The sequence below is a fragment of the Kitasatospora sp. NPDC059827 genome (genome assembly GCF_042731675.1).
In the GTDB taxonomy this organism is placed as follows: Bacteria; Actinomycetota; Actinomycetes; order Streptomycetales; family Streptomycetaceae; genus Kitasatospora.
The window spans coordinates 1-13661 of record NZ_JBHWIV010000062.1 but is presented as its reverse complement, the minus strand read 5'-3'; the positions used below and the strand labels follow the sequence as shown (position 1 = coordinate 13661).

At 74.0% G+C, this 13661-nt stretch carries 14 protein-coding genes; 10 read left to right on the top strand and 4 right to left on the bottom strand.

Annotated elements, in window-relative coordinates; translation table 11 throughout:
• Nucleotides 1-53: 53 nt before the first annotated feature.
• Nucleotides 54-425 carry a winged helix-turn-helix transcriptional regulator gene (locus ACFV8H_RS30100; RefSeq protein ID WP_380406247.1) on the bottom strand — a complete coding sequence of 124 codons (372 nt, stop codon included), beginning with the start codon at nucleotides 423-425 and terminating at the stop codon, nucleotides 54-56.
• An 84-nt stretch (nucleotides 426-509) separates the two neighbouring features.
• On the opposite strand from ACFV8H_RS30100, the gene ACFV8H_RS30095 reads away from it, so the two are divergent.
• Nucleotides 510-1418, top strand: a complete 909-nt coding sequence (locus ACFV8H_RS30095) for an NAD(P)-dependent oxidoreductase (RefSeq protein WP_380406246.1) — start codon at nucleotides 510-512, stop codon at nucleotides 1416-1418.
• Nucleotides 1419-1475: 57 nt separating this feature from the next.
• Here the strand turns inward: ACFV8H_RS30095 and ACFV8H_RS30090 are convergent, their stop codons facing one another.
• On the bottom strand, nucleotides 1476-2939 hold the full coding sequence (locus tag ACFV8H_RS30090; RefSeq protein WP_380406243.1) for a PHB depolymerase family esterase: 1464 nt from the start codon (nucleotides 2937-2939) through the stop codon (nucleotides 1476-1478).
• Nucleotides 2940-3172: 233 nt separating this feature from the next.
• Here ACFV8H_RS30090 and ACFV8H_RS30085 point away from each other — a divergent pair, with 233 nt between their 5' ends.
• Nucleotides 3173-3784 carry a hypothetical protein gene (locus ACFV8H_RS30085; RefSeq protein WP_380406240.1) on the top strand — a complete coding sequence of 204 codons (612 nt, stop codon included), beginning with the start codon at nucleotides 3173-3175 and terminating at the stop codon, nucleotides 3782-3784.
• A 60-nt stretch (nucleotides 3785-3844) separates the two neighbouring features.
• On the opposite strand, the gene ACFV8H_RS30080 is transcribed toward ACFV8H_RS30085, so the two are convergent.
• A complete protein-coding gene (locus tag ACFV8H_RS30080) occupies nucleotides 3845-4198 on the bottom strand; it encodes a VOC family protein (RefSeq protein WP_380406237.1) in 354 nt (117 codons plus the stop codon).
• Nucleotides 4199-4460: 262 nt separating this feature from the next.
• Here ACFV8H_RS30080 and ACFV8H_RS30075 point away from each other — a divergent pair, with 262 nt between their 5' ends.
• From ACFV8H_RS30075 to ACFV8H_RS30050, 6 genes are all read left to right on the top strand, one after another.
• On the top strand, nucleotides 4461-5054 hold the full coding sequence (locus ACFV8H_RS30075; RefSeq protein WP_380406234.1) for an isochorismatase family protein: 594 nt from the start codon (nucleotides 4461-4463) through the stop codon (nucleotides 5052-5054).
• A gap of 214 nt (nucleotides 5055-5268) precedes the next feature.
• The gene (locus tag ACFV8H_RS30070; RefSeq protein ID WP_380406231.1) at nucleotides 5269-6612 is read left to right on the top strand and encodes an ABC transporter substrate-binding protein; all 1344 of its coding nucleotides are present in this window, start codon (nucleotides 5269-5271) and stop codon (nucleotides 6610-6612) included.
• Nucleotides 6609-7565 carry a carbohydrate ABC transporter permease gene (locus ACFV8H_RS30065; protein WP_380406228.1) on the top strand — a complete coding sequence of 319 codons (957 nt, stop codon included), beginning with the start codon at nucleotides 6609-6611 and terminating at the stop codon, nucleotides 7563-7565. The genes ACFV8H_RS30070 and ACFV8H_RS30065 overlap by 4 nt, the downstream gene beginning before the upstream one ends.
• Nucleotides 7562-8389: a carbohydrate ABC transporter permease gene (locus tag ACFV8H_RS30060; protein WP_380406225.1), complete on the top strand. Its 828-nt coding sequence runs from the start codon at nucleotides 7562-7564 to the stop codon at nucleotides 8387-8389. The genes ACFV8H_RS30065 and ACFV8H_RS30060 overlap by 4 nt, the downstream gene beginning before the upstream one ends.
• A 5-nt stretch (nucleotides 8390-8394) precedes the next feature.
• The gene (locus ACFV8H_RS30055; RefSeq protein WP_380406222.1) at nucleotides 8395-10215 is read left to right on the top strand and encodes a glycoside hydrolase family 36 protein; all 1821 of its coding nucleotides are present in this window, start codon (nucleotides 8395-8397) and stop codon (nucleotides 10213-10215) included.
• A gap of 21 nt (nucleotides 10216-10236) precedes the next feature.
• Nucleotides 10237-11280, top strand: coding sequence for a LacI family DNA-binding transcriptional regulator (locus ACFV8H_RS30050; RefSeq protein ID WP_380406219.1), 1044 nt, complete (start codon nucleotides 10237-10239; stop codon nucleotides 11278-11280).
• A gap of 99 nt (nucleotides 11281-11379) precedes the next feature.
• Here ACFV8H_RS30050 and ACFV8H_RS30045 read toward each other — a convergent pair whose 3' ends face one another.
• Nucleotides 11380-12042 carry an NADPH-dependent F420 reductase gene (locus ACFV8H_RS30045; protein WP_380406216.1) on the bottom strand — a complete coding sequence of 221 codons (663 nt, stop codon included), beginning with the start codon at nucleotides 12040-12042 and terminating at the stop codon, nucleotides 11380-11382.
• Nucleotides 12043-12210: 168 nt separating this feature from the next.
• Between ACFV8H_RS30045 and ACFV8H_RS30040 the strand changes: the two genes are divergently transcribed.
• Nucleotides 12211-13050, top strand: coding sequence for a helix-turn-helix domain-containing protein (locus tag ACFV8H_RS30040; RefSeq protein ID WP_380406213.1), 840 nt, complete (start codon nucleotides 12211-12213; stop codon nucleotides 13048-13050).
• Between the two features lie 34 nt (nucleotides 13051-13084).
• Nucleotides 13085-13537, top strand: a complete 453-nt coding sequence (locus tag ACFV8H_RS30035; protein ID WP_380406210.1) for a hypothetical protein — start codon at nucleotides 13085-13087, stop codon at nucleotides 13535-13537.
• Nucleotides 13538-13661 lie beyond the last annotated feature (124 nt).

Sequence of the window (13661 nt, the reverse complement as noted above, 5' to 3'; positions counted from 1 at the left end):
ACGGCCGGGCGGGGCCCGGGTGGGTCTCCCCCACGACCCACCCGGCCCGCGCCCTACCCGAGGGAGGCCTCGGCCACCGCGACGAGGTCGAGCCCCTCGCGCCGGACCCGGCCGGCTCCCCAGGCGCCGAGCGGCCGGAGCGCCTCGTTGAGCGCGAGCCCGTCCTCGGTCAGCGAGTACTCCACCCGCGGTGGCACCTCGGCGAAGACCTCCCGGTGGACCAGGCCGTCCTGCTCCATCTCCCGCAGGTGCTGCGTCAGCATCTTCTCGCTCACGCCCGGCAGGGCGCGCCGGAGTTCGGCGAAGCGGCGCACGCCGTGGGTGGTGAGCTCCCACAGGATCAGCCCCTTCCACTTGCCGCTCACCACGTCGAGCGCGGCGTCGATCCCGCAGATGTAGGGCCCGTTCCTCGGTGCCTTGGCCATCGCCGATCCCCCTTACGAAAAGGTAAGTACCGCAGAAAACAGTGGGTACTTCCGAGGATAGTGGCCCTCTCCGAGGATGGAGGGGTGAACGAACGACAGAACCACACCACCGGTCAGCACAGCGCCGTCACCGTGATCGGGCTCGGCCCGATGGGGCAGGCGATGACCCGCGCCCTCCTCGCCGCCGGCCACCCGGTCACCGTCTGGAACCGCACCGCCGCTCGGGCCGACGGCGTCGTCGCGGCCGGGGCGACGCTCGCGGCGACGCCCGGCGAGGCGGTCGGGGCGAGCGACCTCGTGATCCTCAGCCTCACCGACTACCGGGCCATGTACGACATCCTCGACGGCGCCACCGCGGCGCTCGCCGGGCGGACCCTGGTCAACCTGAGCTCCGACACCCCCGACCGCACCCGCGAGGCGGCCGCCTGGGCGGCGGGCCACGGCGCCGAGTTCCTCACCGGGGGCGTCATGGTCCCCGCGCCGATGGTCGGCACGGCGGCGGCCCACGTCTACTACAGCGGCCCCGGGCAGGTGATGGAGCGCCACCGGGCCGCGCTGGCCCTGCTCGGCACGCCGAGGTACCTGGGCGAGGACGCGGGCCTCGCCCAGATGATGTACCAGGCCCAACTCGCCGTCTTCCTCACCACCTTGTCCGCCCTGATGCAGGCCACCGCGATGCTGGGCAGCGCGGGGATGAAGGCCGCGGAGGCCCTGCCCGAGCTGCTCTCCTCCGCCGACACGATCGGGGCCATCCTGCGGGCCGGCGAGGCCGCCCCCGGCAGCGCGCTCGACGCGGGGGAGCACCCGGGCCACCTCAGCACGGTCACCATGATGGGTGCGACCGCGGACCACATCGTCGAGACCAGCACCTCGCTCGGCCTCGACCCCGCCCTCCCGCTCGCGGTCCAGGCCCACTACCGCCGCGCGATCGAGGACGGCCACGGCGCGGACAACTGGACCCGGATCATCGACGGCATCCGGGCACCGCGCTGACCGGATACGGCGATGCGCGAGAAGTCGGCCCGGCCGACTTCTCGCGCACACCCAGGTTCACGCCGGGCAGCCCGAGTCGGCGAGCACGAAGTATCCGGGGGAGGTCTCGGCCAGGGTGTGGGTGGTGACGAGGTTCCACAGGCCCATGTCCTGCCCGGAGCCGTTGGCGTAGGTGTAGCCGCCGCTCCGGTGGGCGCGGCCGGCCGTGGTCTGGTGGTAGTTGTCGGTGGTGTAGCAGGTCACCGGACTCCCGCCGGTGGTGGTCGCGTTGACGGTGGCGGACCGGGGGCCGACGGTGCCGGAGGAGTCGACGGCGGCGACGGCGTAGCCGTACGGGGTGCCGGCGGTCAGGCCGGTGTCGGTGAAGGAAGTGCCGCTCACCGTGCCGGTGTTGACCTGTGACCCGCCGCGGTAGACGTCGTACGAGACCGCGCCGGCGACGGGCTGCCAGGACAGGGCGACCGTAGCGGCCGTGGTGGCGGTGACGGTGAGGCCGGTCGGGGCCGGGAGCCCGCCGGTGACGGGGCCGGTGAGGCCCCAGAACCGGGCGGTGTAGTAGCTGGAGCAGATGCCGCCGAGGAAGTACGGGCCGGTCGTGCCGCACTGGTCGGGGCCGGAGCCCGGGTCGACGGCGAGGCCGTGGCCCATGCCGGAGACGGAGTACAGCGCGACGGCCGGGTTGCCGCCGGCGTCGGCGTAGCCGGTCAGGGTGGTGCCGCCGGGCAGGCCCTGGGTGCTGGACGGGGTCTGGCCGATGCCCCACACGTCGGTCCACTGGTCGCGCAGTTCGGTGCCGTTGACCGGCCGGACGGTGTAGTCGGCGGTGCCCTGCCAGATCGCCACCCGCGGCCACGGGCCCGCGTACCCCGGGTAGGAGGCGCGGACCTTGTCCCCCCACTGGGCCGGGGTGAGGTTCTGGCCGCCGTTCTGGCACCCGGACGCGGCGCTCCGGGTGGTGGCGCACTGGGCGGGCAGGCCGGAGTCGACGGCGCCGCCCGCGAACACGTCGGGGTAGTCGGCCAGCAGGTCGGCGGTCAGGCCGCCGCCCGCGGACAGGCCGGTGACGAACACCCGGCGGGGGTCGGAGCCGTAGCGCGACTCGGCCGCCGTCACCATCTGCACGACGGACGCGGCCTCGCCGTTGCCGCGGGTGTCCTTGCCGGCGTCGAACCAGCTGAAACAGGACAGCGGGTTGTTGCCGGAGTCGGTCTGCGGGAACACCACGGCGAAGCCGTACGCGTCCGCGTACTTGGGCCAGCCGGAGTCCTGGTAGTAGTCGTTCGCGCTCTGGCCGCAGCCGTGCAGGGCGACCACCAGCGGTGCGCCGGCGGGCAGGCCGGCCGGGACGTAGCTGTACATGGTGAGCCTGCCGGGGTTCGAGCCGAAGCCGCTCACCTGCTGGAAGGTCCCGCTGTCGGCGGAGGCGTCGGGGGTGCCCGGGCCAATGAGGGGGGCGAGGGCGAGGAGGAGGGCGAGTAGGCCGCGGGCTGCCGGGCGGCACGTGCGCAGGGATCGGTCCATGGCGGGGCTCCAAGCCGGGGTGGGGGCGGACCCGTCGGTGGGGGAGACGGGAGCGTGCCGTGAAGCATGGGGTCCCCGGGCGGCCGGGGACATGGACCGGGCGCCCACCCTTCGCCTCCGGGCCATGTGCCGGACCGCCACTGCGGCGGCCCCCGGGCCGGACCGGTACGGAGTCGTCGAACGTTCGCTGATGTTCTGTCACACAGGAGCTCTACGTTGTGCCCATGATGCGAATGACTCGTGTGGTCCCCGCCGCGCTCCTCGGCGCCTCCGTCCTCCTGCTCTCGGCGTGCAGTTCCTCGGCCTCCTCGGTCTCCTCGTCCTCCACGAAGGCCGCCGCGCCGGACAGCTCGGCACCGGGCGCCGCCCTGTCGAGCACCACCGGCTCGGCGCCGGCCGACGTGCCGACGCCGACCGCGACCGCGACCGCCCCCTCGAAGCCGGCCGGTGGATCGGGCGGCGCGGCGGCCCCCGGGGGTGCGAACACCCTCACCATCACCGGGAGCAAGGGCGGTACGTTCCAGTTCGAAACGGCTGCCTGCCTCGGTAAGAAGTCCCCGTCCGGCGCTCTGACCCTGACCGCGGCGGGCGGGTCCGACAAGAAGGTCGCCCTGGTCGTCACCTTCGACGGCCAAGGGCAGATGGGCCTGGTGATGACCATCGGCGGCGATACCGGAGACGACAAGGCAGTTGTGTGGGCCGGAAAGGCCGCGGTCGGCGCGAAGGCCAGTCGCACCGAGGACGCCGTCAAGATCGTCGGCCTGCCGGTGTCCCAGCTGCCGGACGCCGTCGAGGCCACGGCCAGCGGCGCCCTGAAGTGCGAGGCGATGGACGCCCTGCTCTGATCGCAGCTGCACGGGAAGTCGGTCCGGCCGACTTCCCGTGCGGGAGTCCCAGGACCGCGCTCAGGCGGGCTGCCAGAGCTCGATCCGGTTCCCCTCCGGATCCGTCACCCAGCCGAACCGGCCGACGCCCGCCATCTCCTGGGTCTCCCCGGCGACGTCCGCCCCCGCGGCGCGCAGCTGCGCGAGCATCGCGTCCAGGTCGCGGACGCGGAAGTTGAGCATGGTCCGCTGGGCGCGGGAGCCGAAGTAGTCGGTGTCGGACTCGAAGGCGGCGAACACCGTGGGCCCGGGGCCCTGCTGCCAGAGGCCGTGCTCGTCGGCGTCCAGCCCGAGGCAGTCGCGGTACCACGCGCTCAGCGCCGCCGGATCGGTGGCCCGCAGGAAGTACCCGCCGATTCCCAGTACACGTTCCATGCCGCCATCCTGCCAGGCCGACGACCGGCCGGGCCGTGTGCCGCGGTCGGCCCGCCAGGGTCGACCGGCTCTCAACGGCCTGTTCGACGCGGGTTCGACGCCCTTTCGACGGTGGCGGCCGTCCGCCGCGCCCCGCCGTACCCCTGCCGGGAACCGGTGGAACCCGTTCGAGTGAACGGCCGCCCGGTTGCTTCGTCCACGGCCGTCGACCCGCCAAGCTGGGCCGCGGATGCGTAAGAACCTGGTGAGGAAAGGCCGTTCGATGACGCGCGCGCTGATCGTGGTGGATGTGCAGAAGGACTTCTGCGAGGGGGGAAGCGTCCCGGTCGGCGGCGGTGCCGACCGGGCCCGGGCGATCGCCGCGCTGATCCAGGGCCCGGAGCGGGAGGGGTGGTCCCGGGTGGTCGCGACCAGGGACCACCACGTGGACCCGGGCGGCCACTTCTCCGAGCATCCCGACTACCGGGACTCCTTCCCGGTGCACTGCGTGGTCGGCACCGAGGGCGGCGAGTTCCACCCCGACTTCGTGCCCGCCGTCGAGGCCGGCGCGGTCGACGAGGTCTTCTACAAGGGCGCCCGCTCCGCCTCCAAGAGCGGCTTCGAGGGCTTCACCGCCGACGGCACCCCGCTCGCCGACTGGCTGCACGACTGCGGCGTGGACGCCGTCGACGTCGTCGGCATCGCCACCGACCACTGCGTCAAGGCCACCGCGCTGGACGCCCGCCGGGCCGGCTTCGACGCCCGCGTCCTGCTCGACTACACGGCCGGCGTCGCCCCCGACACCACCGATGCCGCGCTCACCGAACTCCGCGACGCCGGGGTCGACCTCACCGGCGCCCCGGTGGTCCGCTCCTGACCCGCCGGTGCTCATAACGGAACGGTTGCGGAGCCCGCCCTTCGCTGCGCCAGGGGTTGACGGCGCGGGGAGGGCGGGCGTTTGCTGTGTCCCGCTCGTGCGAATCTGTTGAGTTGTGGTCTGTTTTGTTGTTTTGAACGTTCAAACTTGGCCACGAGCGCACACCACCCCCATGCCCCGCCTCCGTCCAGAGCCACCCATCGGGAGGAATGCAATGTCACACCTTTCCCGCCGCGATCTGCTCCGCGCCTCCGGCGCCGGCCTGCTGGCCCTCACGGCCGGCGGAGCCCTCGCGGCCTGCGGCGACCCGGGCTCGGGGAGCGCCTCCGGCGGGGACGCCGACACCGGCAAGGTCACCGTCTGGTCGTGGGCCACGGCGGCCGTCGCGCTGCGCGCCGTCGTCCCGGCCTTCGAGAAGGACAACCCGGGCATCACGGTGGACGTCCAGGACATCGGCAACCCCGCCATCTGGGACAAGATCACCGTCGGCCTGGCGGCCGGCGGCCAGGGCCTCGGCGACGTCCTGCACATCGGCTGCGACTACCTGCCCGGCTATCTGGAGAAGTTCCCCGGCGGCCTCGCCGACCTCTCGGCGTTCGGCGCCGACGCGCACAAGGAGAAGTTCGCCAAGGGCCTGTGGCCGGTCGTCACCGGCAAGGACGGCCACGCCTACGCCCTGCCCTGGGAGGCCAACCCGCTCGGCTTCTTCTACCGCAAGGACTACTTCGACAGGGCCGGCCTCGACCCCACCTCCTTCGCCACCTGGGACGACCTCACGGCGGCCGCCGACCGCTTCAAGGCCGCCAACCCCGGCATCTCGCTGATCGGCATCAACAAGGCCGCCAACCCCAGCCCCGACCTGGACTTCGTGCAGTCCCTGATGCAGCTCCAGGGCGCCTTCTACTTCGACCTCGGGGGCCGGATCACCCTCGGCTCCGAGCCGGACGTCCGCGCCCTGACCACCCTCAAGCACCTCGACGACGCCGGGCTGGTCGCCGACGCCCCCGGCGACCAGGGCTGGGCCACCCTGATGAAGGCCGGCAAGCTCGCCGTCGCCCCGATGCCCGCCTGGGCCGCCCACTACCTGGAGGCCAAGTTCGCCGACCAGCACGGCAACTGGCGCCTCGCCAAGCCCCCGGCCGTCACCGCCGGCGGCAAGCGCACCGCCCTGGTGAACTCCACCCACCTCACCGTCGCCGCCTCCAGCCCGCGCCGCCGCGCCGCCTGGAAGTTCGTCGAGTACGCGCTCACCCGCCCCGCCTCGGTGAACGCCATGTTCGACGCCGGCGGGGTCTTCCCCGCACTCCTCGACGCCTACGGCGACCCGCTGTACGCCAGGCCCAGCGACTACTACGGCGGCCAGTCCCCGCTGCGGACCTTCGCCGACCTGGCCACCGACGGCGGCGACCCCACCAACTACTCCGGCGACTACGCCCGCGCCCTCAAACTCGCGAGCGACGCCCAGACCAAGGTCCTCCTCAAGGGCGGCGACCCGGCCGGCGTCCTCCGGGCCGCCGCCCAGCAGCTCGCCCAGCAGACCGGACGCACCGTCGCATGACCGCCACCACCGCGCGCCCCGTCACCCGGCAGGCCGGGCCCGCCCGCCCCGCCCGCCCCGCCGGCCCGGCCGCGCGCGCCCACCGCCGGGCCCGGCTGCGCCGCACCGCCCTGCCGTACCTGCTGCTCGCCCCCGCCCTGATCACCTTCGGCGTGTTCAAGGCCTACCCGATCGTCGACTCGCTGCTGCTCTCCTTCACCACCGGCTCCGGCCCCGCCGCCCGCCCCGCCGGCCTCGCCAACTACCGGCGCCTGCTGGACGATCCGCTGTTCTGGACGGCCCTGCGCAACACCGGCGAGATCCTCGTCGTACAGGTCCCGCTGATGCTCGGGCTGGCCCTGCTGCTGGCCGTCGGCATCAACTCCACCCTGGTGCGCTGGCGGGCCGTCTGGCGGCTCGGCGTCTTCATGCCCGCCGTCACCGGCCTGGTCGCCACCGGCGTGATGTTCGCCTTCCTGCTCAAGCGCGACGACGGCGCGGTCAACTGGCTGCTGCACGCCGTGGGCCTGCCCTCCGTCGACTGGCTGGGGCAGCCGTTCTGGGCCCGGATGTCCGTCGTCCTGGTGCTGACCTGGCACTACACCGGCTACAACGCCGTCATCTACCTGGCCGGCCTGCAGTCCGTCCCGAAGGAGCTGTACGAGGCCGCGATGGTCGACGGCGCCGGTGCCGTCCGCCGCTTCACCGCGATCACCGTCCCGGCCCTGCGCCCGCTGCTGCTGTTCACCGTCGTGCTCTCCACCATCGGCACCCTCCAGCTCTTCGACGAGCCGTACGTGCTGACCGGCGGCGGCCCGGACAACGCGAGCCTGACCGTCTCCATGTACCTGTACCAGAACGGCTTCCGCTACTTCGACTTCGGCTACGCCTCCGCCATCGCCTACGCGCTCACCCTGCTGGTGGCCGTGCTGGGCGCGGTCCAGATGCGCCTGATGGGGGAGAAGGACGGATGAACCCCAGGAACCTCCGCGGCTGGCCGCTGACCTTCCTCCTCGCGGGTCTCACCGGCTTCTCGGTCGCCCCCTTCTACTGGCTGCTGGTCTCCGTCACCCGCAAGGACACCGAGATCTTCGACTGGCCGCCGCACCTGCTGCCCGGCGGGGGCCTCGGCGACAACCTCCACCGGCTGGACCAGCGGATCGGCCTGCTCCGGGTGCTCGGCAACTCCCTGCTGGTGGCCGGGATCCAGACCCTCGGCGCCCTGGTCGTCGCCCTGCTGGCCGGCTACGCCTTCGCCAAGTTCCGCTTCCGCGGCCGCACCCTGCTGTTCGCGCTGCTGCTCTCCACCCTCGTGGTGCCCGAACAGGTCATGCTGGTACCGCTGTTCACGATGATGACGGACTTCGGCCTGCTCGACTCCTACCAGGCGATCATCCTGCCCGGGCTGTGCGTGCCCTTCGCGGTCTTCCTGATGCGCCAGTCGCTGAGCAGCCTGCCGGACGAACTCCTCGATGCCGCCAGGGTCGACGGCGCGGGCGAGTTCCGGGTGCTGTGGAACGTCGTCGTGCCGGTGATGCGGCCGGTGCTCGCCGCGCTCTCGATCTTCCTCTTCCTGGGCTCCTGGAACCAGTTCGTCTGGCCGCTGATCGCCCTGCGCAGCCCGGACATGCACACCCTGCCGGTCGCCCTGGCGACCCTGTACGGCAACCAGAGCACCACCGACTACGGCGCGATCCTCTCCGGGACCGCGCTCTCCACCCTGCCGATGATGGTCCTCTTCCTGGTCCTCCAACGGCAGTTCATCTCCGGCCTGCTGGCCGGCGCGACGAAGGGCTGAGCGGCATGACCGAGACCGACACCGCAGCGGGGACCGCGGCCGAGACCGCAACGGGGACTACGGCCGACACCGCAGCGGGGACTACGGCCGGGACCACGACCGACGTCTGGGAGCCGCACGCCCCCGCCCCCGGAGCGCTCCACCCGCTGCCCCACGCCCGGGCCCGGGGCCTGGACCTGCGGGCGAGCGGCACCGCCACCGTCCGGGAGGTCGCCGACGGCGTGGTCGAGGTGAGCGCCGAGGGCCCGGCCGAGGTCCGGATCGAGTGGCGGGTGCCCTGCGTGGACGTCACCTCCTTCTGGACCCCGGAACCGCGCGGCACCGGCTGGCTGCCCGCCGCCTGGAGCGCCCCGCGCCGCACCGGCCTCGCCGCCGGCGCCCCGATCGCCGCGCTGGTCGGCACCGGGGACACCGCGGTCTGCGCCTTCGCGGCCGAGCAGACCGAGGTGCTGGCCGGGGCCGGAGTGGTCGAGGAGACCGGTGACTTCCGCTACTGGGCCCAGGCCGCCGGCCGGATCACCGTCCGGATCGACACCTCGGGCCGGCACTTCGCCCGCTGCCTGGCCGACCTGACCGCCTGGTGGGGCGAGGGCCGTACCGTCGTCGTCCCGGAGGACGCCCGCCGCCCCGCCTACTCCACCTGGTACGCGATGCACCAGGACGTCTCGCCCGAGCGGATCGAGGCCCAGGCCGCGCTCGGCAAGGCCCTCGGGCTGGACGTGATCATCGTCGACGACGGCTGGATGACCGCCGACCGCACCCGCGGCTACGCCCACTGCGGCGACTGGGAGCCCGTCTCGCTGCCCGACACCGCCGAGCACGTCCGGCGCGTCCACGACCTCGGCGTCCGCTACCTGCTCTGGTACGCGCTGCCGTTCATCGGCAAGGACAGCGCCGCCTACCGGAAGATCGGCCGGCACGCCCTCGCCGACGTCCCCCACCTGGGCGCGGTGGTCGCCGACCCGCGCTACCCCGAGGTCCGCGAGTTCCTCACCGACCGGCTGGCCCGGGCCGTCGAGGAGTGGGGCATGGACGGGCTCAAGGTCGACTTCGTCGACTCCTTCGCCCGCGCCGCCGAGCGCCCCGACGCCCCCGGGCCCGGCCCCGAGGCGGACTGCGCCGAGGTGGCCGAGGGCGTGGAGCGACTGCTCGCCGCGATCCGGGCCCGGACCACCGCCGCCCACCCGGACGCGATGATCGAGCACCGGCAGCCGTACGTCAGCCCCGCCCTGTGGCCGTACGCCACCATGATCCGGGCCACCGACTGCCCGCTCAGCCCTCAGGAGAACCGGCAGCGCACCGTCGACGTGCGGCTGGCCGCCGGGCCGGTGCCGGTGCACGCGGACATGCTGATGTGGCACCCGGCCGAGCCGCCCGAGCAGATCGCCTGCCACCTGGTCAACGTGCTCTTCTCGGTGCCCCAGATCTCCGTCGACCTCGCCGCGCAGAACCCCGGGCAGCGCGAGGCGATCGCGTTCTGGCTGGGGGTGTTCCGCGAGCACCTCGACACCCTGCAACGCGGAGAACTGCTCCCCAGCCGGCCCGACCTCGGATACCCGCTGGTCACCGCCCGCGGGGAGGGGACGGTCGTGGTCGCCCGGTACGCGGCGCTGCCGGTGGACGTCTCGGCCGACCACTGGCACACCCTGCTGGTGGCCAACGCCGACGCCGACCCGGACGTCCGGCTGGTGGGCGGCAGCGGCAGGGCCACCGCCACCGTCCAGGACGCCCGGGGGCGTATCGTCCGGCAGGACGAGATCGACCTCGACCGGACGGACACCCTCGCGGTGCCGCGCGGCGGGCTGCTGTCGCTGCGCCGCCCCTGACCCACGACCGGAGGACCCCGCATGCCCGAGGGAGCGCACCGAGCGCACCGACCGCGCCGTGGCGCCACCACCATCGAGGAGGTCGCCCGCGCGGCCGGGGTCTCCCGGCAGACCGTCTCCAACGCGCTCAACGCCCCGCACCGGGTCCGCGCCGAGACGCTGACCAGGGTCAGCACGGCGATCCGCGAACTCGGCTACCAGCCCGACCAGTCGGCCCGGTCGCTGCGCAGCGGCGCCCGGCGCACCATCGGCTACCTCGCGCCGGTGGACGACCCGCTCGACCCCAACCCGCTGATGGCCGGCTTCCTGGAGGCCCTGGTCGACGCGGCCGGGGAGCGCGGGCAGCGGGTGCTGCTGTTCCGGCCCGCCCCGCCCACGGCGGACCCGTTGGCCGCCATCGACGAACTGGTGGCGGCCCGGCAGGTCGACGGGCTGGTGCTGGCGGACGTCCTGACCGAGGACCGGCGGATCGCCCACGTCGCCGGGCTGGGCGTCCCCTTCGTCAGCTTCGGCCGGACCGGACCGGACGAGCCGCAGCACTGGGCGGACATCGCCAACGACGCGGCGATGGCCGCAGTGGTGCGGCACCTCGCGGCGCGGGGCCACCGCCGGATCGGCTACCTCGGCGCCGCCGAGGAGCTGCCCTGGATGGCGGCCCGGCGGGCGGGCTTCCTCGCCGAGACGCGCCGGCTGGGCCTGACGGCGGTCGTCCCATCGGAGGCGGCGCCGGCGGCCGGGCCGGTGGCGGCCGTCCGGGAGCTGCTGCGTGGGCCCGACCGGCCGACGGCCGTCGCCGCGGGCAGCGACCTGCTGGCGCTGGACGCGTACGAGGCGATCCGGGCCGAGGGGTCGGCGGTCGGGCCCGCCGGGGTGGCGGTCACCGGGTTCTACGACTCGCCGCTGTGCCGGCACCTGCACCCGCCGCTGACCTCGGTCCGGCTGCCGCTGCGGGCCCTGGCGGCCGCGCTGGTCACCCGGCTGCTGGACCAGGTGCACGGCGGGGCCGCGCCGACGGGCGGCCTGGAGCTGCCCACCGAGCTGGTGCTGCGGGCGAGTTCGGCCTGACCGGCGGAGGCCCGACCGGCGGAGGCCTGACCGGCGGACGCCTGACCGGCGGACGCCTGACCGGCGGGGCCCTGACCGGCCGGGCCCCGCCGCGGTGCCTCAGGCCCGGTGCGCCTCCGGGCGCTCCGGGGACGCCTCCGCGAGCGCCCGGGTGACCGCCGCCACCCCGGCGCGCAGCCCGTACACCGGCGTGGCCGGCTGCTGGCGCCAGGACTCGTCGATGCCGCCCGCGTCCACGGTGTCGAAGCCCAACTCGTCGACCAGCGCCCGCACCACGGCCTTCGCCGCCTCGTCGTCCGAGGAGACCGGCACGGCGAGGCGCTCCGGGTCGCCCGCCGGGAGCGGGCGGTCCAGCAGGTCCTGCGCGTAGGTGCCGTTGAACACCTTCACCACCCGGTGGCCCAGGTGCTGCTCCGTCCAGCGGCTCTCCGTCAGCCCGCCGTCCTCGATCGCGTCGATCCGGCCGTCGCGCTCCTTCGGGTAGTAGTTGCCGGTGTCGATCACCGCGAGTCCCTCGGCGGCGCCGTCGAACAGCCCCGCGGGCAGGCCCGGTACGTTCTTCAACGGCACCGTCACCACCACGACCTGGGCGCCGCGCGCCGCCTCCGCGGCCGTCACCGCCTTCGCGCCCGTCTCCTCGACCAGCGCCTGCAACGACTCCGGCCCGCGCGAGTTCGCCACCGAGACCTCGTGCCCGAGCGCCGTCAGACGCCGCGTGAGGTTACCGCCGATGTTGCCCGCGCCGATGATGCCGATCTTCATGGGTAAGCCCCTTCGCGAGTGCCGTCCTTGGCCGTCGCCCTGCCCCAACCACACGCCGATCGGATCTGTTCCCCCACGCCCGGGGTGACCCTGCGCGACCCCGGGCCGACGCGTGCCTGGTCCTGCCGGGGCCAGGCACGCCGCGCCCGGCCGGGCCACAATCACCCCGTGAACCCGACCCCCGCCCTCAGCGACTTCCTCCGCACCCGCCGCGCCCGCCTCCGCCCCGAGGACGTCGACCTCCCCGACTACGGCGGCCTGCGCCGGGTCGCCGGCCTGCGCCGCGAGGAGCTCGCCCACCTGGCCGGCGTCAGCGTCGACTACTACACCCGCCTCGAACAGGGCCGCGTCGGCAACCCCTCCACCACCGTCCTCGACGCCGTCGCCCGGGCCCTGCGCCTCGCCGCCGACGAGACCGGCCACCTCCACCGCCTCGCCCGCCCCGCCGGCCGCACCCACCGCAGCCGCCCGGCCCGCCAGCAGCCCCGCCCCTCCCTGCTGCGCCTCCTCGACCGCCTCGACCACACCCCCGCCGTGGTCATGGGCCACCGGATGGACATCCTCGCCTGGAACCGGGCCGCCACCGCCCTCTTCGGCGACTACGGGGTCCTCCCGCCGGAACACCGCAACATCGCCCGGATCACCTTCCTCGACCCGGCCTCCCGCGACCTCTACGCCGACTGGACCACCTGCGCCCGGGAGAACACCGCCTTCCTCCACCTCGAAGCCGGCCGCCGCCCCGACGACCCCCGGCTCGCCGAACTCATCGGCCAACTCTGCCTCGGCAGCCCCGAGTTCCACCGGATGTGGGCCGACCACCCGGTCGCCGACAAGACCTCCGGCCACAAACGCTTCCACCACCCGGTCGTCGGCCCGCTGGACCTGGCCTACGAGACCCTCCGCCCCGCCGACGACCCCGACCAGGCCCTCATCACCTACACCGCCGACCCGGACACCCCCTCCGACGACGCCCTCCGCCTCCTGCTCTCCTGGGAGGTCACTCGCTGACGGTCCCGAAACGAACGGCGTCCATGATGGGTCCATGACGGACGGCACCGCACTGCAGCACCTGGTCACCGGTCTCCCGGAGGCGTTCTCGACCGCCCCGCGGCCGAGCCGCATCGACGCCTGCCCCCGCTGCGCCTCCCGGGCCGGGCTGGACCGCCTCCTGCGCACACCCCGCGCGCAGTTGACGCCCGAGGAGCTGGGGCCCTACGCCGCCTCCGTGCTGAACACCGTCGGCTCGCCCGCCGACCTGCGCTACTTCGCGCCGCGCATCCTCCAGCTCGTCCTGACCGGCGAACTCGCCTGGCCCGACGTGCCGTTGGTCTGCCGCAAGCTGGCGCAGGCCGGCTGGCAGGACTGGCCGGAGGCGCCGTACCTGCGCCGGCTCCTCGACGCCCTGTGGCCGGACGTCCTGCACGACGCCCGGCAGTGCGGGGACACCGAGGCCGTGCTCAGTGGCCTGGGGGCCGCCGATCCGGACAGGGCCTAGAACGCTGATGAAGATCTTGGTGTGATCGGGGCTGCCGCTGTCAGGCGGCAGCCCCGATCTGCCAGGTGGTGCCGTTGTGGGTGAGTCCGAGGTTGATCAGGGTCCGTAGGTTGAGGGCGGCGGC

Bases quoted from the DNA above. Each gene is read 5' to 3' on its own strand.
- ACFV8H_RS30075 (WP_380406234.1), top strand. From the start codon at position 4,461: ATGACGCGCGCGCTGATCGTGGTGGATGTGCAGAAGGACTTCTGCGAG.
- ACFV8H_RS30090 (WP_380406243.1), bottom strand. From the start codon at position 2,939: ATGGACCGATCCCTGCGCACGTGCCGCCCGGCAGCCCGCGGCCTACTC.
- ACFV8H_RS30055 (WP_380406222.1), top strand. From the start codon at position 8,395: ATGACCGAGACCGACACCGCAGCGGGGACCGCGGCCGAGACCGCAACG.
- ACFV8H_RS30070 (WP_380406231.1), top strand. From the start codon at position 5,269: ATGTCACACCTTTCCCGCCGCGATCTGCTCCGCGCCTCCGGCGCCGGC.
- ACFV8H_RS30065 (WP_380406228.1), top strand. From the start codon at position 6,609: ATGACCGCCACCACCGCGCGCCCCGTCACCCGGCAGGCCGGGCCCGCC.
- ACFV8H_RS30035 (WP_380406210.1), top strand. From the start codon at position 13,085: ATGACGGACGGCACCGCACTGCAGCACCTGGTCACCGGTCTCCCGGAG.
- ACFV8H_RS30050 (WP_380406219.1), top strand. From the start codon at position 10,237: ATGCCCGAGGGAGCGCACCGAGCGCACCGACCGCGCCGTGGCGCCACC.
- ACFV8H_RS30085 (WP_380406240.1), top strand. From the start codon at position 3,173: ATGACTCGTGTGGTCCCCGCCGCGCTCCTCGGCGCCTCCGTCCTCCTG.
- ACFV8H_RS30100 (WP_380406247.1), bottom strand. From the start codon at position 425: ATGGCCAAGGCACCGAGGAACGGGCCCTACATCTGCGGGATCGACGCC.
- ACFV8H_RS30060 (WP_380406225.1), top strand. From the start codon at position 7,562: ATGAACCCCAGGAACCTCCGCGGCTGGCCGCTGACCTTCCTCCTCGCG.
- ACFV8H_RS30045 (WP_380406216.1), bottom strand. From the start codon at position 12,042: ATGAAGATCGGCATCATCGGCGCGGGCAACATCGGCGGTAACCTCACG.
- ACFV8H_RS30080 (WP_380406237.1), bottom strand. From the start codon at position 4,198: ATGGAACGTGTACTGGGAATCGGCGGGTACTTCCTGCGGGCCACCGAT.